This is a genomic window from Actinomadura sp. NPDC048021, from assembly GCF_040653135.1.
Classification (GTDB): domain Bacteria; phylum Actinomycetota; class Actinomycetes; order Streptosporangiales; family Streptosporangiaceae; genus Spirillospora; species Spirillospora verrucosospora.
Genome location: NZ_JBEZJQ010000024.1, coordinates 43,282 through 62,296, shown reverse-complemented (window position 1 = coordinate 62,296; position 19,015 = coordinate 43,282). Strand labels below are relative to the sequence as shown.

Below are 19,015 nucleotides of genomic sequence, written 5' to 3'. Positions count from 1 at the left end.
AGATCGGAACGTGACCTTGGACCGGGGCGCGTTCCGTCCCCCGGTCGGGCGCCACCTCGCCCGAACGAGCGAGGCGCGTCAGGAGCGAGATGGACCCGATCGGCAAGAAGCTGCTCGACATCGCCACGAAGGAGCTCGGGTACACCGAGAAGGGCGACGGCTACACCAAGTTCGGCGAGTGGTACCGCAAGAACCTCGACGGCGACCACGACGAGTACTTCTCGACGGCGCCCTGGTGCGACATGTTCCTCGCCTGGGCCGCCGACAAGGCCGACGTCGCCGGCCAGGCCGGGCAGTTCGCCTCCACCATCGACCACGCCAAGTGGTTCAAGAAGAACGACGCCTGGGGCCACGACCCCGAACCCGGCGCCATCGTCTTCTACGACTGGAACGGCTCCGGCGACATCGACCAGATCGACCACGTCGGCATCGTCGAGAAGGTCGACGGCCACACGCTCCACACCATCGAGGGCAACGCCGACGGCTACAAGCTCATGCGCAAGACCCGCGACATGGACTCCGTCGTCGGCTTCGGCTACCCGTCCAAGATCAAGGTCGAGGCCAAGTACACCCCGAAGCACGCCGCGCCCGCCCCCGCCGTCGACCAGGTCGGCGCCCCCGCCGCCACGACGCGCACCCACGAGCAGCAGCAGCACTCCCCCGCCCCCGAGCACGTCCCCGCCCAGGAGGTCGTCCTCGGCGGCATCCTCGCCTTCGTCCTCTGCGGGACCGTGGCCCTCGCGGCCGGCCGCGCCGCCGCCGCGAAGGCCCCCACGTCGCCGCCCATCCGCGTCCGCAAGCGCGGCAAGCACCACCGCCCCGCCACCCCGGTCGCCCTCCCCGCCGACGTCACCCCCGCCGACCTCGACGCCGCGGACGCCGGCACCACCGTGATGCCCGCCATCTCCCTCGCCGCCGCCCACGCGGCCGAGGACCGCGAGTTCTGGGGCCGCATCGCCCACCTCGAAGAGGACAGCGAGCTCGACTTCTGGAACACCCTGCACGCCGAGCTCACCGACTCCGCATCCGACCGGTACGCAAGCACTCCAGGATTCCGCTAGAGTTGTTCGTGCGAGCCCGGGGGGCGACCCCCGGACCGGCACGCGGACGTGGCTCAGTTGGTAGAGCATCACCTTGCCAAGGTGAGGGTCGCGGGTTCGAATCCCGTCGTCCGCTCTGAGAGGCCCCCGTCAGGCAGGCCTCGCTCTGGTGGAGTGGCCGAGAGGCGAGGCAACGGCCTGCAAAGCCGTGTACACGGGTTCAAATCCCGTCTCCACCTCGCAGCACACGCAAGGGCGATTAGCTCAGTGGGAGAGCGCTACCTTGACACGGTAGAGGCCACTGGTTCAATCCCAGTATCGCCCACGAGTCGGGCCATCCTGGTCGGCGCCTATGGCGCCTTCCCCGGTGGCCCGCAGTGCTTTTCTGGGGGGCGACCCCCAGACCCCCGATGTGGGGGACTCCGTCCCCCACGCCCCCTGCGTGCGGGCTGAGCTTTCTGGCGCGTCCTCGGGGGTCACTCAGCTGGGCTTCCTGATCTTTCCCTCTCCTCCGCTGGCTGTAGAGCGGCGTTGGGACCACCTGGCCGATCTCGGGCGAGGCTGAGGTGGTCACAGCAACTCGGGCCCAGCCCTATCGGGTCAGCGGCGGACGCGGTAGCGGATGTGGGTGGCCTCGGGCGTGTCGATCACCTGAATGATCTCCAACTCGATCTCCGACGGCAGGACGTCGAACAACCGGCGCCCCGCGCCCAGGAGTACTGGAATGTGGTGGATCTGCACTTCGTCCAGCACTCCGGCCTCGAGGGCCTGCTGCACCGTGTAGGCGCCGCCACGAATCTGGACGTCCCGTTCCCCGGCGGCGGCCTTCGCCTGCGCCATCGCGCTTTCGATCCCGTCGTTCACGTAGGTCACCAGCGGATAGCCCCACCTGGCGGCCGGGCCGGGCGGCCGGTGGCTGGGGACGAAGATCGGGAGACCGCCGTGGGAGCCGCCCCAGTGGTCCATGAGCTCAGCGGTCCGCCGTCCCGCGAGGATCGCGCCGGCCCCGTTCCATTCGTCCTGGAACTGCTTGACCGGCTCGGGATGCCGGTCCGAGTCAGCCCACTTGTGCAGCCGCTCGCCATCGTCGCCGCCGAGGAAGTCGTTGGGATCGGCGATGTACCCGTCGAGGGACATCGACATGTCGAGCACCGATGTGGACACGGCCCACTCCTCGTTTCACGGCGTGGCCCCTCGGCCACCGCCTGCTCCCGGGTCCGGAGATAAACTGTGTCCCCCGAACACTGTGTACGGTAGAGACAGTTTCGACGGTTGGCAAGCGGGAGGCGACGTGGCGGTCAACGAGGATCCGAGGACACTGGCGGAGCTGTTGTGGGGCCTGCGGAAGCCGCGCGCCAGAGGCCCCAGGCCCGCCTTCGACCTCGCCCGGCTGGCCGACACCGCCGTCAAGGTCGCCGATACCGAGGGCCTGGAGGCGGTCTCCATGCACCGCGTCGCCGCCGAGCTCGGCCTCACCAAGATGGCCCTGTACCGCTACGTCAAGGGCAAGACAGAGCTGATGGCCATCATGGTCGAGGCGGCGGTCGGCACACCCCCCGACCTGAGCGGGGCGGCCGGCTGGCGGGCCAAGCTGGAGGAGTACGCCCGCGGGCTGTCCGCCGCCTGGCAGCGCCACCCCTGGCTGCCGTCGGTCACCGTGGGCGACCGTGTCATGGGCCCACGTGAGGCCGCATGGTCCGAAAGAGCCCTCAGCGCCCTCACCGACACCCCCCTGACCGAACGCGAACGGCTCGACGCGGTCATGACGGTGTCCCATCACATCCGCGCCACCCACCCGGCCGCCACCCAAGGCACTCAGACCTGGACGGACGGCAGCGCCGCCCCCATCATGCGCGAACTGCTCCTCCTGAACTCCGACCGCTTCCCGCTGCTTGCCACCACCGTGGCCATCCCCTCGACCACCACGACCCGGGAGTTCGGCCTCCTCGCCCTCCTCGACGGTCTCGAACGCACCATCTCTCAACGCACCCACAGCAACGGCGACGAACAAACGGCTTCGCGCCCAGATCCTCCGTAAGCGATCTGCCCACCGACGGCCGGATTCCGGCTGGTGCCACTCCCGCGACCCTGTGAACCGGAGTCGAGCAGATGAGCGGGGATGCCGAACCCGATTACCCGGTGCGCCTATGGCGTGACGGCGCGGGGCATGGGCGTGCGGCTCAGCGCTGCGGATGCGGGGTGAAGGCCGCCGCGCGGGCGTAGAGCTTGTACAGCTTGAACTGGCCGGCGAAGGAGAGGCCGCAGGCGTTGTCGAGGACGCGGGTCGCCTTCTCGTTGCTGAGGGTGGTGCCCCGCGCCCCGGGATGGTCGATCTGGCCGCCCATGAACACCTGCATCCTGGTCAGCATGTGGTCGCGCTGGTCGGTGTTCATCCCGTGCCAGGAGTGGCACGTCACCGCCGCGAGCAGCGCGTCGTTGAGCTCCCCCGTCGCGCCGTGGTCGTGGCCGTCGGCGGGCGCGGCCTTCCCGGCGGCCGGGGACTTGAACCAGGGGCACGGGCCGCCGGGCTTCAGGTCGGACATGCAGACGATCAGCTCGGCCTCGTTCTCGAGATTGCCGAGGCCGATGCTCAGCCAGGGGACCTTGCCGTTCAGGCAGTCGGGCAGGTTCTTCGGGGAGCCGGTCGCGTTGCCGTTGGAGTACCAGCAGTTCCCCACGTTGCCGGGGAACGCGTCCCACCAGAAGTCGACGCCGTTGCCGGACATCGTGTTGCCGTGGAACGAGTTGCGGTGGGACGTGGACAGCTTCAGCGGGTCGCAGCCGGTGATGGGGCCGTTTCCGGGCCCGCAGACGAAGGCGTCGGGGACGGCGAACAGCATCGCGCCGCGCCTCCTGTTGTCGCGGAAGCGGTTGTCGCGGACGACGTTGTCGTCGCCGCCCGCGATCCACATGCCGGTGCCGACGGGGACCGGCACCGTCGGCACGACGTCGCTGCCGGGCAGGTAGGGGTTGAAGTTGTTGGAGAAGAAATCGTTCTTCTCGATCAGGTCGCCCTGCTGCGGGAAGCCGGGGTGCCCCGCCGCGGTGAACACGTCGGTCGTGAAGCCGAGGGCGTTGCCGTAGAAGTTGTTGTGGTGCAGCCAGGTGCCGCTGCCGTCGGTGCCGGAGTAGCCGCTGGTGTTGTGGTGGGAGTCGCAGTAGCGGATCTCCTGGCTGTAGCGCGCCGTCGGATAGAACTTCGGGTCGCGGCCGGCCGAGGTCTTGGCGCCCGACCCCGGATAGAGGCCGGAGTCGCCGTTGCCCGCCGCCTCGCAGTTCTGCATCACGCCGTGGTCCTCGACGAAGGTGAGCACGCCGTACTCGCCCGCGTAGAAGGTCTTGAAGCGGTCGAGCAGGTACCCGTTGCTCTCCAGCACGTAGATGTCGTGCTCCTCGGCGTGCCGGACGGTCACGTTCCGCAGGACGAAGCCGTCGGCCCGGTCGGCGCGGATGCCCACGTCCTTCGCCGAGCGGCGCGGGCCGCCGTTGCCCGACGCGGGGTCGCCGGCCTCCACCACCACGTCGTCCGCGCTGACGCCGGACCCTTCGAGCTGGAGGTTGCAGCGCACGCACGCGCCCCGGTTGGGGATGCCGTGCCGGTCGACCAGCGGTGGGTCCGGGTCCTTGCCTGAGCCGGGCGAGCGACCCAGGACGGCGATGAGGTTGGCGTCGTTCTGGCACATGTACTCGCCGAGGTAGGAATAGGCCCCCGTGGTCAGCTTGTACGGGTCGCACGCCTTGTCGTGGGTGGGCTTCGCGCGGGAGGTGGGCTCGGTGTAGACGCCCGGCAGGACCACGACACGGTCGTTGTTGCCCGAGGCGGTCACCGCGGGCTGGATCTCGCCGTACCGGCACCGCGCGGCCAGCGCCCGGTTGATCCGCGTGAGCTCCCGCGCCTCCGCGGCGCCGAACCGCCGGTGGTCGTGCGGCCGGATGTCGTAGCCCGACTTCCGCGCCCGCCTGATCGAGGCCTCCAGCCGCTTGAGCGAGTCGGGGCGGCACACCACGCGGGTCGTGCTGCCCTTGGTCGTCGCGAGCGACGAGGCCAGGCTCCTGGCCTTGGGCACCGCGCCGCCCGCGCACGGGCTGACCGAGCAGTCCGGGCCGGGCAGCGGCCAGTACGAGGGACGCTCGATGTGCGCGTCCGCGCTCACCATCAGCCCGAGGACCAGCCCGGACGCCGTGGCGACGACCAACCAGAGCCTGCCGAGAAACCGTCTGCCCATCAGCCAACCTCGTCCCGAACGCCTGCTCGGCCTGCGGACCACGAAATTTGAACGAAATTCACGTTCAATCTAGCGACGATGCGGGCCGCTTCAAGGTCCACAACCGGTCACCGCGGCCTCTGGGGCGGCGCGAGTACGATGGCGCCGCACTGCGGAGGGTCCACCGGCGCGAAGGATTGGGGGAAGGTCTCCTCGTGAACGGCTGGGCCCTCTCGCTCGTCCTCGTCGCCGCCGTCGTGCACGCGTTCTGGAACTTCTCCGCGAAGCGGGTCGGCGACGGAGGGGCGCCGTTCGTCTTCCTCTACTACACCGTTTCGGCCATCGTGTTCGCACCGGCGGCGCTGGTCTTCCTGGCGGTGACCCCGCAGCGTCCGCAGTGGACATGGCTGCTCGCGGCGCTGGTGACCGCGATCCTGCACGTGGCGTACGGGATCGTGCTGCAGCGCGGGTACGCCGTCGGCGACCTGTCGGTGGTCTATCCCCTCGCCAGGGGCACCGGGCCGCTGCTGTCGGTGCTGGTGGCGGTCCTCTTCCTGGGCGAGAAGCCCGGCCTGCCCGGGCTGGTCGGCGCGCTCCTCGTGATCGTCGGCATCCTGGTCGTCAGCGGCGGCGCACCGGCGGAGGGAGGCGCCTCGCCGGCGCGCCGGCGCGCGGGCGTCCTCTACGGCGTGCTGACCGGTGTCGTGATCGCCGGCTACACGCTGTGGGACGCGCATTCGGTCACGGGGCTGGCGGTCCCGCCGCTGGTCTACTTCGGCTCCGGCGCGCTCGCCCAGAGCCTGATCCTCGCGCCGTACGCGTTGCGGGACAGGGCGCGGGTCGGCCGCCTGTGGCGCGACCACCGGCGCGAAGTGCTCATCATCGGCCTGCTGTCGCCGGTGGCGTACCTGCTCGTGCTCTTCGCGCTCCGGATCGCGCCGGTCAGCCTGGTCGCTCCCGCCCGCGAGCTGAGCATCGTGCTCGGCGGACTGGCCGCGTGGCGGGTCCTGGGCGAGGCGAACGCCGTCCGCCGCCTGGCGGGCTCGGCCGTGGTGCTGGCCGGGATCGCCGCCATCGCGATGGCCTGACCTCCGCGGCGGCGGTCAGAAGGCGATGGCGACCTTGCCCCGGGCGCGGCCGCGCTCGATGTAGCGGAGGGCCTCGGGGAGCTCCGCGAACGGGTAGGTCCGGTCGATGACGGGCGTGACCCGCTCCTCCTCCATCAGTTCGGCCAGGAAGCGCAGGTCCGCGGCGTTGGGCCGCCAGCCGACGTGGTCGATGCGCTGGCGGACGAAGGGGGAGGCCAGGGCGCCGCGGACGATCTGCCCCGCGGGGCCGAGCAGCCCGCCGCGCGGCGAGGCGATGCCGCCCACGATCACCAGCGTGCCGCGGGACGTCAGGCAGCGCCGCAGTTCGGCGAACGGCCGGTCGCCCACGATGTCCATGAGCAGGTCGTACCGTCCTTTCCGCTGCGTGAAGTCCTCACGGGTGTAGTCCACGACATGGTCCGCGCCCAGGGAACGGACCAGTTCGAGGTTGCGGATGCTGCACACGCCGGTGACCTCGGCTCCGAACGCCTTGGCGAGTTGGACGGCGAACGTCCCGACGCCGCCGGAGGCGCCGTTGACGAGGACCCGCTGCCCGGCGGAGATCCTCCCCGTGTCCCGCAGTCCCTGCAGCGCGGTGTGCGCGGCCATCGACACGGATGCCGCCTGCTCGAAGGTGAGGCGGGCCGGCTTGACCGCCAGCCGGTCCCGCGGAACGGCGGCGGCCTCGGCGAACGAGCCGAGGCGGACCTCTCCGAAGACCTCGTCGCCGGGGCGCAGCCCCGTCACCGCGGGGCCCGTCCGCTCCACGACTCCGGCGAGGTCGGCGCCGAGGACGAGGCCCGGCCTCGGCCGCCGCAGGCCGCAGCTGAGCCGGACCAGCTTCGGGTCGGCCCGCAGGTGGCGCCAGTCGTAGGGGTTGACGGCCGCCGCCCGCACCCGCACGAGCACCTCGTCGGGGCCGATGGCGGGTTCGTCGACGTCCTTCAGGGCCAGCACGTCGGGCGGGCCGTAGCGGTCCCAGGTCCAGGCCTTCATGGCGGCCCTGGGGTGCGCGGGGGCGGGGGAAGCGTCCGTCGTACGCCGTAAGGTTCTCATACGCCGTAAGGTAATCGTACGGCGTAAGGCAGTCAAGGGGCGCGGCGTGGCGGACTTCCGGCGGGCAGCGTCCGGTAGGGGGTCAGGCGCCGGCGGCTCGGCGCCGCTCCAGCCCTTCGAGGATCAGGTCGAGGGCGAACTCGAACTCGAACTGGTCGTCGCAGAAGCCCAGGGTGCCGTCCGGATCGTCGTGGACGGCGTCCGCGAGCATCCCGGCGAGGTGGGGGAACCGGCCGGCCATCTGCTCCATCACCGCGGGGTCGCCGGCGGCCTGGGCCTCGCCGGGCTGGAACAGCTCCTGAGCGAACCCGAGGGCCCGGCTGCCCAGGACGTGCAGCGCGCGGTGGGACAGGTCGTACGAGAGACCGCCCGCCCGGAGGAGCCCGACGACCTGGTCGTAGTACGCGATGACGAACGGGTTCACGGTGCTGCGGGCGCCGAGCAGCCCCGGGGCCCAGCGGTGGCGGAGCAGGACGGCCCGGGCGGCCAGGATCCGCGCGCGCAGCGCCGCCCGCCAGTCCCGCTCGGGAGGCGGGGCGTCGGCCTTCTCCACCGCCTCCATGATCTCGTCGAGGACCACCTCGACCACGCCGTCGAGGACCGCCTCCTTGTTGGCGACGTGGTGGTACAGCGACATCGCCTCGACCCCGACCTCCTGCGCGAGCCGGCGCATGGTGAGCGCCTCGAGGCCGTCGCGGTCGGCGAGGCGCACGGCCGCCCGCAGCACCCGCCCGCGGCTCAGCGGGACGCGCGGCCGCTCGGCCGCCTCGTCGGCGCCGGTCCGTGAACTCATGGATCTTCCTCCCGACGCACCCTACCCGTACACGGTAAGTCTCCCGCAGGCGCGTCCCGTGCCGGCCGGCATCCGCCGCCCCCGTTCCGGTCGCACCCATCGGCTATTCTTTGCCACCCCGAAAAAGGGTCGACAAATGTCGGAGGTTGACGCTTTATTCGCTGCCGTGGGTTCTGAAGTGCCCGCCCGCCCGAACGCTTCCCGAAAAGGCTCTGAGCATTCGCCCAACTCCATGGCGATAAAGCGGAGCCGTCCGAAATAATGGCGTTCCTGACGGCTCAAGGCGGTGAGCGGTGGGCGGACCGGCCCTCGGCGGGAGCAGGGCGCCGTGGCTCGCACGCGTGCTGGACCCGCGGGACAACGTCACCGGGACGGCGTTCCTGATCAGCGACCGCCTGGCGTTGACCTGCGCTCATCTGATCGGCTCGCCGGGCCGGGCGGCGGTGGTCCCGCTGGAGCTGCCGGCGCTCGGCCAGAAGCGCGCGGCCGAGGTGCTGCCCGGCGGCTGGTTCCCGCCGGCGGGCGACGGGCGGGGCGACGTGGTGGTCCTCAGCCTGCTCGGTCCTCCGGTGAACTGCGACCCGCTGCCGGCCGTGCGGACCGCCGACGACTTCGGGGCCACGGTGCGGATCTGCGGCTTTCCTTCCGATGGTGACGAGATGATGTGGGTCTCGGCGCGGGCCACGGGCTCCCGGACGCTCGGCGTCGACCTGCCCGTGGCGCCGGGGTTCAGCGGGGCGCCCGTCCTGTCGGCCGAGGCCGGCGAAGTCCTCGGCATGGTGACGTCGGCCTCGATGGCGGAGCAGGAGGTGCGGATGCTCCCGGTGCGGGACATCGCGGACCTGTGGCCGCCGCTGGCGGACGGGGCGGCGAGACCCCGTCACGACGACGGGGCCCTGTCACTGGCCGACCTCGGCGTCCTGGTCGACGCGCTCGCGGCCGTGCCCGGCCTCTCCGAGCCCCGCATCCGGTCGGTGTACGCCGACATGCTGGAAGAGCGCCTGGGCTCGCGTCCCCGGATCGGCCTGGCGGACGCCACCCGCAGGGAGCTGTGGGGCCTGGCGCGATGGTGCGCCGGGCTCGGCGGGGGGCTGCACGCGCTGCTGGAGGTGATCAGGACCTTCCACCCGGCGAGCGCGGAGGCCGACCTGCTCACCCGCCAGATCGAGCGCCTGGTGCCGCCGCCCCTGCTCACCGGCGCGGAGCGGCGGGAGCTGCTCGAACTGGTGCCGCTGGTCCGCGGGGCGGAGGAGCTCCAGCCCTCGGGCGCCGGACGGTTCGCGTCCCGGCTCGGCCCGGGGGAAGGCCTCGCCGACCTGGTGCACCGGCTGGAGGACGCCACCGCGCCGCCGGACGGAGTGCCGCCGCTGCTGGACTTCGTGTCCCGGCTGGCCGCGGACGAGACGTCCGCCCTCGGCCCGGCACTGCGCGACTGGACCGTCCGGGTCGCGCGGCGCATCGGCCTCCCCCTGGAGCAGGTGCGGGCCGCGCCGGCGCCCCGGGAGCTCACCGCCGGCAGGAGCCACTCCTACCTGACGATCCAGCTCGAAGAGGACGGCCTGGACGCCCACCGGTTCCTGACCACCGTGTCGCTCCATCCGGAGGAAGGGCCACCGGTGCCACTGCTCGTCTCGGACGAGCCGAGGACGCTGGAGCAGACCGAAGCGCAGATCCGCGCCCTGCTCCCCGAGGCCAGGGCCCGGCTCTCGCCCCCCTCCGACGAACTGGTGATCGAGTTCATCCTGCCGGCGGCCCTGCTCGGCGCCCCGGTCGACCAGTGGCGGCTGGATCCCGGCACCCCGTCGGAGCCGCCCATCGGCGCGCGGTTCCCGATCGTGGTCCGCAGCCTCGACCGCATGCGCGCCCACGGAGGCCGGCCGGGCGGGTCCCGCCCGCGCCGGCCGGACCCGGACCCGGTCGTGGCGGCGGTGCTCCTGGAGGCCGCCCAGCGAGATCTTCCGAAGGCGGCGGGACGCCCCGTCGTCCTCCTCACCGGCGGCCGCCGGCAACTCCGTCTGGCACTCGCGGCGGGGCTGCCGGTCGTCTTCTGGTCGAGCGGCGACCCCGCGTCCGACGAGGCGGACGAACTCCAGAGGTCGCTGGAGGGCAGGCGGCTCGCCGACCTGCCCGAGGCGATCCGCGATCTTCAGCGGGACGGTTACGAGGCGTCCGGCGACCTCCCCCACCGATTAGTGCTGATCTGGGACGACCCCGCACGGTTCCCGAGCGATCGGCCGGACCCCTTACACGTCCCCGACCGTGCAGAGGAGACATCCTGATGGCCCAGCCCGACCCCTACGGCGGGGGGTACGTCTACCAGGGCACCGGCGAACCCCATGACGGGATCGACAGACTGCCGGCGCCGCCGCCCTGGTCGGTGTTCGACGACGGTCCGGTCACCTACGAGGTGCCGGAGGGCGTGCGCCGGGCGCAGCGGGCGCAGTCGTACCGGGCGGACGACATGACCGTGCAGATGGTGAACGCCGCCCTCCTGCTGCGGCGCCCGCTCCTCGTCACCGGAAGTCCGGGCAGCGGCAAGTCGAGCCTCGCCTACAGCATCGCCTACGAGCTGAAGCTCGGCCCCGTCATCCGCTGGCCGGTCACGCGCGGATCGACCCTGCGCTCCGCGCTCTACTCCTACGACGCCATCGGCCGCCTCCAGGAGGCCTCCACGCCCGCCGGCCTCGGTCCGCCGTCCCAGAGGATCGGGGACTTCATCCGCCTCGGCCCGCTGGGCACCGCCCTGCTGCCGACCCGGCGCCCCCGGGTGCTGCTGATCGACGAGTTCGACAACAGCGACTTCGACCTCCCCAGCGAACTGCTGGCGGTGCTGGAAGAGGGCGAGTTCATGATCCCGGAACTGATGCGGGGGGCCGGGGCGGGCCGCCTGGAGGCGGAGGTCGTGACCGAGGACGGCCGGCCCGCCGTCGTGCGCGGCGGCCGCGTCCGGTGCCGCCACCTCCCGATGATCGTCGTGACGAGCAGCGGCGAGCGCGAGTTCCCTCCCCGCTTCCTGCGGCGGTGCCTGCGCCTGGACGTCGCCCGGCCCGAAGCCGAGCGGCTGCTCTCGATCGTCACGGCCCATCTCGGGACCGAGTTCACGGCGCGCGGCATCAAGCTGATCGAGGAGTTCCTCAACGGCCGCGACCGGGCCGACCTCGGGGTCGACCAGCTGCTGAACGCGATCTTCCTGACCGCGTCGTGGGCGGCCCCGGACGCCGAGCGGCTCGCCGAGACCCTGCTGCGGAGCGCGGAGGCCGGCGAGCTCCCATGATCGAGCGGCTGTTCGGCGAACTCGGCGCCCTCGGCCTGACGGGCCGGGAGGTGGCCGACGCGCTGTGGCTGGCCGCGCACATGCGGGTCGATCACCGTCCCGCTCCGGCTCCCGCCGTCCGGTACGGGGTGTACGAGCCGGATCTGGCGACGATGCCGCGCCCCGCCGATCTCGCGAGGGCGCTCAGGCCGCTGCGCGACGGCCGGGCCACGGCCGCGACGCCGCGGGACGGGGAGGTCCTCGCGCCGGGCGGGCGCGGCCTGCTCCCGCCCGTGGACGCGCCCCGTCGGGACCACCGGACCGAGCTCGTCCTCGTCGTCGACACCGGCGAGTCCATGGACGTCTGGCGCCCGGTCGCCCGCGCGCTGCGGACGATGCTGGGGCAGCTCGGGGCGTTCGGCGCCGTCCGCGTCTGGACGGTCGACTCCGATCAGAGGGCGGGCGGGGACCCGCCGGTCCTGGGCACCGGGGCCGGGGCGCGGGGGCGGCGGCCCGGCGAGGTCGTCACGCCCTCGGGACGGCAGCTGGTCCTCGTGCTGAGCGACTGCGTGGGGGCCGCCTGGCGCTCGGGCGCGATGGCGCGGCTGCTGGCGCGGTGGGGGCGCAGCCAGCCGACCGCGATCGTGCAGATGCTGCCGCAGCGGCTGTGGCGGCGGACGGCCCTGCGGCTCACGCGGGTCCGCTGGCGGTGCGGGTCCCCGCCGGGCACGCCCAACGACCGGCTGGTCTGGCAGGACCGGGCCGACGCCCGGCAGCCGGGCGGCGTGCCGGTCCCCGTTCTGGAGTTCCAGCCCCGCTGGTTCGGGTCCTGGGCGACCGTCGTCTCCGGGGAGGGCACCGGATGGGCGCACGGCGTGGCCTACGTGATCGGCTCCGACGACCTCGCGGAAGCGCGTGAGGAGCCCGGCGCGGAGGACGGTCCAGCGGATCCCGCCCGCGACGCGCCGTCCGCCTCCGAGCGCGTGCTGGCCTTCCTCGCCTCCGCGTCCCCCGAAGCGCTGAGCCTTGCCGGCTACCTCGCGGCCGCGCCCCTGTCCCTTCCGACCATGCGGCTCGTCCAGCGCGAGATGGCGCCGCACACCCAGACCGGGCACCTCGCCGAGTTCCTGCTGAGCGGGCTCATCCTTCGCGTCTCGGACACTCCGGACCGTGCCGAGTACGACTTCCGGCCCGGCGTCCGCGACATCCTGCTCGCCCGCCTGACGCGCACCGAGGCCATGCGCGTCCTCGGCGTCGTCTCGGACGCGCTCAGTTCGCAGCGGCCCGGCCTCGCCCCCGCCCGCCCGACGGGCGAGGAGGCCGGGCCGGGATCCCGGGCGCGCGTCAGCCAGACGGTGCTGCGAAGCGTCGTGCGCCCCCTCCCCGTCCGCACGCCGGACACGGCGCGCGTGGCGGAGTCGCCATCGACCGGACGACCGCCTCCCCTGCCCCATCGCCCGCCCCGGTCGCCGGCCGTGTGGGGCGCCGTCCCCGGCAGGAACCCCGACTTCACCGGACGCCGGAGCACGCTGGAGGAACTGCGCGGCGCACTCCACGTCGGCGGTTCGCCACTCCCCTTCACCCTGTTCGGGATGGGCGGGGTGGGCAAGACGCAGCTCGCCATCGAGTACGCGCACCGGCACGCCCACGACTACGACCTGGTCTGGTGGGTGCCCGCCCAACAGCCCGCCACCGTGCGCGCCTCCCTGACCGAGCTCGCCCACCGCCTCGGACTGGCCGGGCCGGACGACGCCGGGGAACCCTGGTCCCGGGCGCTCGCCGCCCTGCGCCGGGGCGAGCCTCACGCGCGCTGGCTGCTGGTCTTCGACAACGCCGGGCAGCCGGGCGAGCTGGGAGAGCTGATGCCGCAGGGCTCCGGGCACCTGATCGTCACCTCGCGCAACCCGGTCTGGGCGCTGCAGAGCGGAGCGGTGGACGTGGGCACGCTCACCGTCGAGGAGAGCGTCACCCTGCTCCACCGCCTCCTGCGGGGCCGCCGGCGGCTCTCGGACGCCGACGCGGAGCGGATGGCCGAGGCCGCCGGGTGGCTGCCGATCGCCCTCGTGCAGGCGGCCCGGTGGCGGGCCATGACGGGAATGCCGATCGAGGAGCATCTGCGGCGCTTCGACGACCTGCTGCCGTCCATGCTGTCCGACGACCTCCCGGCGGGCTACCCGGTCCGGCTGTACGCGACCTGGCAGATGGCCATCGACCGGCTCCGCGAGGAGGATCCGTCCGCGGTGGCGTTGCTGGAGCTGTGCTCGATGTTCGCCCCGGAGCCGATCCCGCTGGCCCTGCTGTCCGGCGGCGGCGCCCGCGGCCTCCCCGGCCCGTACGCGCCGCTCCTCGGGGACGCGGCGGCCTTCAACGTCGCCCTCCGGAGGCTCGGCCGCTTCGCGCTCGTCCGGATCGACACCGACCGCGAGACCGTGGAGGTCCACCGGCTGATCCAGACGATCGTGCGCCGCAAGGAGGCGCTGCCGGAGCTGCGCCGGGTCAACGTCGGCCACGCCGCACACCTGCTCCTGCACCGGTACGCGCCGGAGGACCCGGCCGATCCGGCGGGCTGGGGCCGCTTCAAGGACATCCAGCCGCATCTGCTGCCGTCGGAGGTCTACGACTGCCATCTGCCGGAGGTCCGGCATCTGGTCGTCCTGCAGATGCGTTACCTGGCGGCCGGCGGCGACCGGCGCAGCGCGCGGGAACTCGCCGAGCTGGCCCGGCAGCGGTGGACCGGCCTGTACGGGGACGACGACCCCGGCCAGCGAGCCGTCCGGGAGTATCTCGCCATGCGGGAAGGTGCGCGTTGAGCGCGGCGGGGTCCCCTTCGGACCGGCCCGCCGTCATCGCCGAATTCATCGCCGAACTGGAACGCGTGCGCGGGGCTGCCGGTGATCCCTCCTGGCAGGGCCTGAGCGAGGTCATCTTCTCGAATGGCGGTGTGGAGATACCGGAGCGTGCCATCGCCGACACGCTCACGAGCAAGTCGGTTCCCTCCTGGGAGTTCGTGGCGAACTTCGTGAACGCCTGCCAGGTCTACGCCGAACGCATCGGCGTCACCGATGACGACCTGTTCGACCTCGAACGGTGGCGCGCCCGCTACGAGGACCTCCGCCGGAACCTGACACAAGAGCCGAGTCAGCCGGAGCCCTCCTCGACCGAGCCGGGCGAGCAGCCCGCCGCCCCTTCCTCGCTGCCGCCAGAACCCGTGAACCTGGCGGGCCGAGAAGATGAGCTCCACCGTCTGGTGTCCAGAGTGGAGGCCGCCTTCCTTGACGGTGCCGCTCAAACGCCCATCCTCATCGGCGGGATGGGCGGTGTCGGCAAGACGGCGCTGGCCACCAGGGCGGCGCATTACCTGACCTCCTATTTCCCGGACGGAAGCCACTTCGTCGCGTTCCATGCGGAGGACGGTGAGCAGAACTCGATCGCAGATACTTTGGACGACCTCCTGGCGAGAATAGGCACGCCCGCAGGCGACATCCCCTCCACGCTCCCGGAGCAGTACCGCCTGCTTCGCGACCAGCTGGAGTCCCGGCGCCTGCTGCTCGTTCTCGACGACGTCCCGGATCCTGAGATCGTCAAGCGGCTCACCGACGGCGAGGGCCCGGCACGGTCACTGGTGATCGCGACCACGCGGAAGTCCGTTCGTTCGCGCTCCTGGGCAGAGACGCTGGATCTCTCGACGCTGGACGAACCCGCGGCGCTGGAACTGCTGAGGCGGGTCGCGGGGACGGAGCGGATCGAGGCCGAGCCGGAGGCGGCGGCGGAGATCGTGAGACTCTGCGACGCGCTGCCGCTGGCGCTGATGATCGTGGCGGGCCGTCTCAGCACCCACCCGGACTGGTCCGTGGCAGACCTCGCGGTCCGGCTGCGCACCGCCAGGGCCGACGCGGGCACGGCCGGCAGGGCCGCCTTCGACGGCGCCTACGAGGATCTGGGGGAAACGGCCGCGCGGGTGCTCCGCACGCTGGGGCTCGTGGACGACCACGAGCCGGAGGAGGTTCCGCTGCGGTTGATCTCCTTTCTCGCCGAAGAAATGGACCCCGGCGAGATCTCCCAGGCCGTCCAGCGGCTCACGCGGTCCGCACTGGCCGAGACCTCCCCGGACGGGGAGAAGGTCCGCGTCCACCGCCTCGTGCGCGCGTACGCCCGTGAGCGGGCGGAGGCCGAGGACCCGCCCGTGGAGGTCGCGGCGATCCGCGAGCGGGCGCGCCGCTTCTTCCTGCTGGACCGCGGCTACCAGTCCCGGCCCGAGCCGCTGATCGCCACGGACCTCTGGACGCTGCGCGACCGCCTCGACCACTCCCATCTCGTCGAGGCGATCGCGGCGTTCCTGCGCCATCCCCAGACCGGTCCCCCGTTGACCATCGGCCTGAAGGCCCCCTGGGGCGCGGGCAAGACGTCGCTGATGCGCATGCTCCAGAACGAACTGGACCCGCGGGACGGCGGCCGCCCGTGCCGCGTCAGGCTGGACGGCCCGTCCCGCGCGAGGCTGCGGCGGTTCCGGCCGCGCCGGTGGCGGCGGGGACGCGGCGCCGCCGAAGACGACGGCGTCACCAACCGGGAGGTCCTGCGGCAGGCGAACGCCCCCGCCGCGCCCGCGCCGCTGAACGTGACGCTCGCCGAGGACGCGCCGCTGGACCGGGACGCCTGGCGCCCCACGGTCTGGTTCAACCCCTGGATGTACCAGAACGGGGAGCAGGTCTGGGCGGGGCTCGCCCACGAGATCATCACGCAGGTCACCGAGCGGCTCCCCGCCGCCGACCGGGAGCGGTTCTGGCTGCGGCTCAACCTCGCGCGCGTCGACCGCGGCGTCGTCCGGCGGCGCGCGTACCGGCTGGTGGCCGAGCGGCTGCTGCCGCTCCTCGCGGTCTGGGCGGTCGCGGTGGTGGTGATCCTGGCCGGGCTTGCCGTCGGCCGGCTCGCCGGGCCGGTGCGCGGCCTGCTCGACGACGCCGTCGCCCCGCTGATCGGCGGCGGGACGCTCGCGCTGCTCGGGGCCGGCGTGTGGCGGACGCTGGCGTTCCTCGGCGGGACCGCCGCCGGCCCGTTCAGCGCGCTGGTGCGCAAGCCGGATCTCCTCGGTGGCGGCCACCGCCTTCTGGCCGGTGAGATGAAGGCCGGTTTCGACAAGCTGGTGCCCGACCCCGGCTACGCGGGAAGGCTGGGCTTCCTGCACCTGATACAGACCGACATGAAGCGGGTGCTGGACCTCATCGCCACGGAGGAGCGGCCGCTGGTGGTGTTCGTGGACGACCTGGACCGGTGCTCCCCCGGCACGGTCACCCAGGTCATCGAGGCCATCAACCTGTTCCTCGCCGGGGAGTTCCGGCACTGTGTCTTCGTCCTCGGCATGGAGCCGGGCGTGGTGGCGGCCCATGTGGAGGCGGCCTACCAGGATCTGGCCAGGGCACAGCGCGACGGGAGGCTCGCGGGCGACTGGTCCACGCTCGGCTGGCGCTTCCTGGAGAAGATCGTCCAGTTGCCGCTGAGCGTCCCGGGGCCCGGCGAGGCGTTCGACGGCTACCTGCGCTCCCTGACCGAGCCGCCCGCGCCCCGGGGCGGAGCGCGGACCGCCGCGCCCCCGCCGGAGCGGCCGGTGTCCCGGCGGCGCCGCGGCCCGCTCAGGCGCTCGCCCTCCGCCCCTGCTCCGCCCGCCCCCGCTCCGCCCGCCGCCGGTCCACCCCGGCGGATGCCCGAGGGCGCGCCGCCGCCCGACGGCGGGGACAACGCCGGGGAACGGCCGGACCCGCGGGTCGTCGCCGAGATCGAGGCCGGGATACGGGCCCGGCGCCCGACGCCGCAGACCCTCCGGGAGACGGCGCTCGCGGTCCAGGCGGAGGTGCTCGGGCTGCCCGCGCCGCTGCGCCCGGCCGCCCTGACCGCGGCGAGCCGCGTCGTCTCCGACCTCTACAGCGACACCGACGCCTACTCCGCGCTGTCGGGCGTGATGGCGGTCCTGCCGTCCCGCAACCCGCGGGAGATCAAGCGCTTCGTCAACCTGTTCCGCTTCTACAGCTTCATCGCCGAGCGGCAGCGGCTGCTGGGCGTCGCGGTGCCGTCCCAGAGCCAGATCGCCAAGCTGGCCGCGTTCGCGATCCGCTGGCCCCATGTCGTGAGCCTGCTCGGCGCGGCCGGCCCCGGCCACCCCCTGGTGGAGCTGGAGAAGGCCGCCCGCGACGACGACGACGCCTGGCGGACCGCGCTCGCCGAGGCGTTCCCGGTCTTCAAGGCGCAGGAGCCGTCGCCGGAGTCGCCGAGCCCGGCGCCCGCCGTCCCGTCCGAGCCGCCGCCGGGCTGGGGCGACGACCTGCGCGCCTTCCTCACGACCGGCGAGCAGATCGGCGAGGTCGCGGCCCGGTACCTCTAGGGGTGAGGGGCCGCGCGGTTCGGGCGGTAGGGGGCGAGCGCTCCGGACGGCCGGCCGGCGATCTCCTCGGCGATCAGGGCGGCGAGGTGGGGGGCGAGGGTGATGCCGCTGTGGGTGACGGCGGTGTACAGGCCGGGGCGCTGGAAGCCGACGAGGGGGTAGCCGTCCACCGGCAGCGGGCGGACGCAGCGCCGCACTTCGGCGACCTGCGCGGTGAGGGCGGGGACGAGGGCACGCGCGCGGGCGAGCAGCTCGTCGCCGACCGCCCGGACGTGCGCCGGGGAGGCCGTCTCGTCGGTTCCGGCGTCCAGGTCGTCGGCTTCCAGGACCAGTCCCCCGGTGGCGGCGGGGCGGGCGGACAGGCCGGGGGCGTGGACGAGTCCGTTGAGGACGCCCTCTGCCGCCGAGGTGGTGGCGACGAGGCACGGGGCGGCCGAACCGGGCTCGGACGGGTCGACCAGCGGGAGGGCGGCCCCGGCGGTGGCCAGCAGCGCGGGGCTGTGCCGGCCCGCCGCGCAGACCGTGAGGTCGGCGTCCAGGTCGCGGCCGTCGTCGAGCCGCACGCCGGTCACGCGGTCGCCGTCCGTGGTGAGGCGGACCGCCCGGCGGCCCGCCACCAGGTCGGCGCCGGAGTCGCGGGCGCGCCGGACCAGGGCCCGCGCGGCGGGGCCTCCGTGCAGGTGGGCCTCGCCGGGGTAGTGCGCGATGAGCGCGTCCGGTGGAGCGGCGACGTGCGGTTCCAGCTCGCGGAGGCGGTGGGAAGTGATCAGTCCGGCGGCGTAGCCGAGGCCGGAGAGGCGGGCGACCCGGTCGGCCAGCCGCTCCTTCGCGCCGTCGGCGGCCGCCCAGGTGACGTTGCCCGACGGCCGGTACCAGGCCGGGTCGCCGAACCCGGCCGCCAGGTCGCGCCAGGCGGACATCGCCGCCGTCCGGAACCGGTGGTAGGCCGGGTCCGCGGGGTCGTTGGCGTTGATCCAGGCGTAGCTCGTGCCGGACGTCCCGGCGCCGGGCCCCTCCGCCTCCACCACGGTGACGCGAGCGGGGGCGCCGGGCGCGGGGCGGGTGAGCCGGTCCGCCAGCGCGGCGCCGATGATCCCTGCTCCCACGACCAGGACGCGCATGCCCCCAGGATGACACCCGTCCCCGCCCCGCGGTTCTGCGGTGCGCGGAATCTCTGGGGCCCGCGGCACGGCCGATCTACGATGTG

At 73.2% G+C, this 19,015-nt stretch carries 12 protein-coding genes and 3 tRNA genes; 10 read left to right on the top strand and 5 right to left on the bottom strand.

Going from position 1 to position 19,015, the window contains the following annotated elements:
• Nucleotides 1–89: 89 nt before the first annotated feature.
• From AB0C87_RS32145 to AB0C87_RS32130, 4 genes are all read left to right on the top strand, one after another.
• Entirely contained in the window at nt 90–1,061 is a 972-nt protein-coding gene (locus AB0C87_RS32145; protein ID WP_345183733.1) for a CHAP domain-containing protein, read from the top strand.
• Between the two features lie 42 nt (nt 1,062–1,103).
• Nucleotides 1,104–1,176 (top strand) — tRNA-Gly (locus tag AB0C87_RS32140).
• 32 nt (nt 1,177–1,208) lie between these two features.
• Nucleotides 1,209–1,279: transfer RNA gene (locus AB0C87_RS32135), tRNA-Cys, on the top strand.
• A 14-nt stretch (nt 1,280–1,293) separates the two neighbouring features.
• Nucleotides 1,294–1,365, top strand: a tRNA-Val gene (locus tag AB0C87_RS32130).
• 275 nt (nt 1,366–1,640) lie between these two features.
• On the opposite strand, the gene AB0C87_RS32125 is transcribed toward AB0C87_RS32130, so the two are convergent.
• Nucleotides 1,641–2,204 carry a dihydrofolate reductase family protein gene (locus AB0C87_RS32125; RefSeq protein ID WP_345183731.1) on the bottom strand — a complete coding sequence of 188 codons (564 nt, stop codon included), beginning with the start codon at nt 2,202–2,204 and terminating at the stop codon, nt 1,641–1,643.
• A gap of 127 nt (nt 2,205–2,331) precedes the next feature.
• On the opposite strand from AB0C87_RS32125, the gene AB0C87_RS32120 reads away from it, so the two are divergent.
• A complete protein-coding gene (locus AB0C87_RS32120) occupies nt 2,332–3,078 on the top strand; it encodes a TetR/AcrR family transcriptional regulator (RefSeq protein WP_360580948.1) in 747 nt (248 codons plus the stop codon).
• A gap of 142 nt (nt 3,079–3,220) precedes the next feature.
• On the opposite strand, the gene AB0C87_RS32115 is transcribed toward AB0C87_RS32120, so the two are convergent.
• Entirely contained in the window at nt 3,221–5,266 is a 2,046-nt protein-coding gene (locus AB0C87_RS32115) for a right-handed parallel beta-helix repeat-containing protein (RefSeq protein ID WP_360580946.1), read from the bottom strand.
• Between the two features lie 194 nt (nt 5,267–5,460).
• Between AB0C87_RS32115 and AB0C87_RS32110 the strand changes: the two genes are divergently transcribed.
• Nucleotides 5,461–6,333: a DMT family transporter gene (locus tag AB0C87_RS32110; protein WP_345183725.1), complete on the top strand. Its 873-nt coding sequence runs from the start codon at nt 5,461–5,463 to the stop codon at nt 6,331–6,333.
• Between the two features lie 15 nt (nt 6,334–6,348).
• Here AB0C87_RS32110 and AB0C87_RS32105 read toward each other — a convergent pair whose 3' ends face one another.
• Together AB0C87_RS32105 and AB0C87_RS32100 are read right to left on the bottom strand one after the other, a co-directional pair.
• Nucleotides 6,349–7,329 (bottom strand): zinc-binding dehydrogenase, encoded by a 981-nt coding sequence (locus tag AB0C87_RS32105; RefSeq protein ID WP_353833372.1) that lies wholly within the window; start codon nt 7,327–7,329, stop codon nt 6,349–6,351.
• Between the two features lie 142 nt (nt 7,330–7,471).
• The gene (locus AB0C87_RS32100; protein ID WP_345183721.1) at nt 7,472–8,182 is read right to left on the bottom strand and encodes a TetR/AcrR family transcriptional regulator C-terminal domain-containing protein; all 711 of its coding nucleotides are present in this window, start codon (nt 8,180–8,182) and stop codon (nt 7,472–7,474) included.
• Nucleotides 8,183–8,475: 293 nt separating this feature from the next.
• Here AB0C87_RS32100 and AB0C87_RS32095 point away from each other — a divergent pair, with 293 nt between their 5' ends.
• From AB0C87_RS32095 to AB0C87_RS32080, 4 genes are read left to right on the top strand one after another with little or no spacing between them, the layout of a single operon-like run.
• On the top strand, nt 8,476–10,461 hold the full coding sequence (locus tag AB0C87_RS32095) for a trypsin-like peptidase domain-containing protein (protein WP_360580943.1): 1,986 nt from the start codon (nt 8,476–8,478) through the stop codon (nt 10,459–10,461).
• Nucleotides 10,461–11,456, top strand: a complete 996-nt coding sequence (locus tag AB0C87_RS32090; RefSeq protein WP_360580942.1) for a MoxR family ATPase — start codon at nt 10,461–10,463, stop codon at nt 11,454–11,456. The genes AB0C87_RS32095 and AB0C87_RS32090 overlap by 1 nt, the downstream gene beginning before the upstream one ends.
• Entirely contained in the window at nt 11,453–14,245 is a 2,793-nt protein-coding gene (gene fxsT / locus AB0C87_RS32085; protein WP_360580940.1) for an FxSxx-COOH system tetratricopeptide repeat protein, read from the top strand. Before AB0C87_RS32090 ends, fxsT begins: the two co-directional genes overlap by 4 nt.
• Nucleotides 14,242–17,808, top strand: coding sequence for a P-loop NTPase fold protein (locus tag AB0C87_RS32080; RefSeq protein ID WP_360580938.1), 3,567 nt, complete (start codon nt 14,242–14,244; stop codon nt 17,806–17,808). The genes fxsT and AB0C87_RS32080 overlap by 4 nt, the downstream gene beginning before the upstream one ends.
• Here the strand turns inward: AB0C87_RS32080 and AB0C87_RS32075 are convergent.
• Entirely contained in the window at nt 17,805–18,929 is a 1,125-nt protein-coding gene (locus tag AB0C87_RS32075) for an FAD-binding oxidoreductase (RefSeq protein WP_360580936.1), read from the bottom strand. The two genes, AB0C87_RS32080 and AB0C87_RS32075, sit on opposite strands and share 4 nt — an antisense overlap.
• Between the last annotated feature and the right edge of the window lie 86 nt (nt 18,930–19,015).

Coding starts and splice junctions, on each gene's coding strand:
- AB0C87_RS32145 (WP_345183733.1), top strand. CDS start 90: ATGGACCCGATCGGCAAGAAGCTGCTCGACATCGCCACGAAGGAGCTC.
- AB0C87_RS32115 (WP_360580946.1), bottom strand. CDS start 5,266: ATGGGCAGACGGTTTCTCGGCAGGCTCTGGTTGGTCGTCGCCACGGCG.
- AB0C87_RS32105 (WP_353833372.1), bottom strand. CDS start 7,329: ATGAAGGCCTGGACCTGGGACCGCTACGGCCCGCCCGACGTGCTGGCC.
- AB0C87_RS32100 (WP_345183721.1), bottom strand. CDS start 8,182: ATGAGTTCACGGACCGGCGCCGACGAGGCGGCCGAGCGGCCGCGCGTC.
- AB0C87_RS32090 (WP_360580942.1), top strand. CDS start 10,461: ATGGCCCAGCCCGACCCCTACGGCGGGGGGTACGTCTACCAGGGCACC.
- fxsT (WP_360580940.1), top strand. CDS start 11,453: ATGATCGAGCGGCTGTTCGGCGAACTCGGCGCCCTCGGCCTGACGGGC.
- AB0C87_RS32075 (WP_360580936.1), bottom strand. CDS start 18,929: ATGCGCGTCCTGGTCGTGGGAGCAGGGATCATCGGCGCCGCGCTGGCG.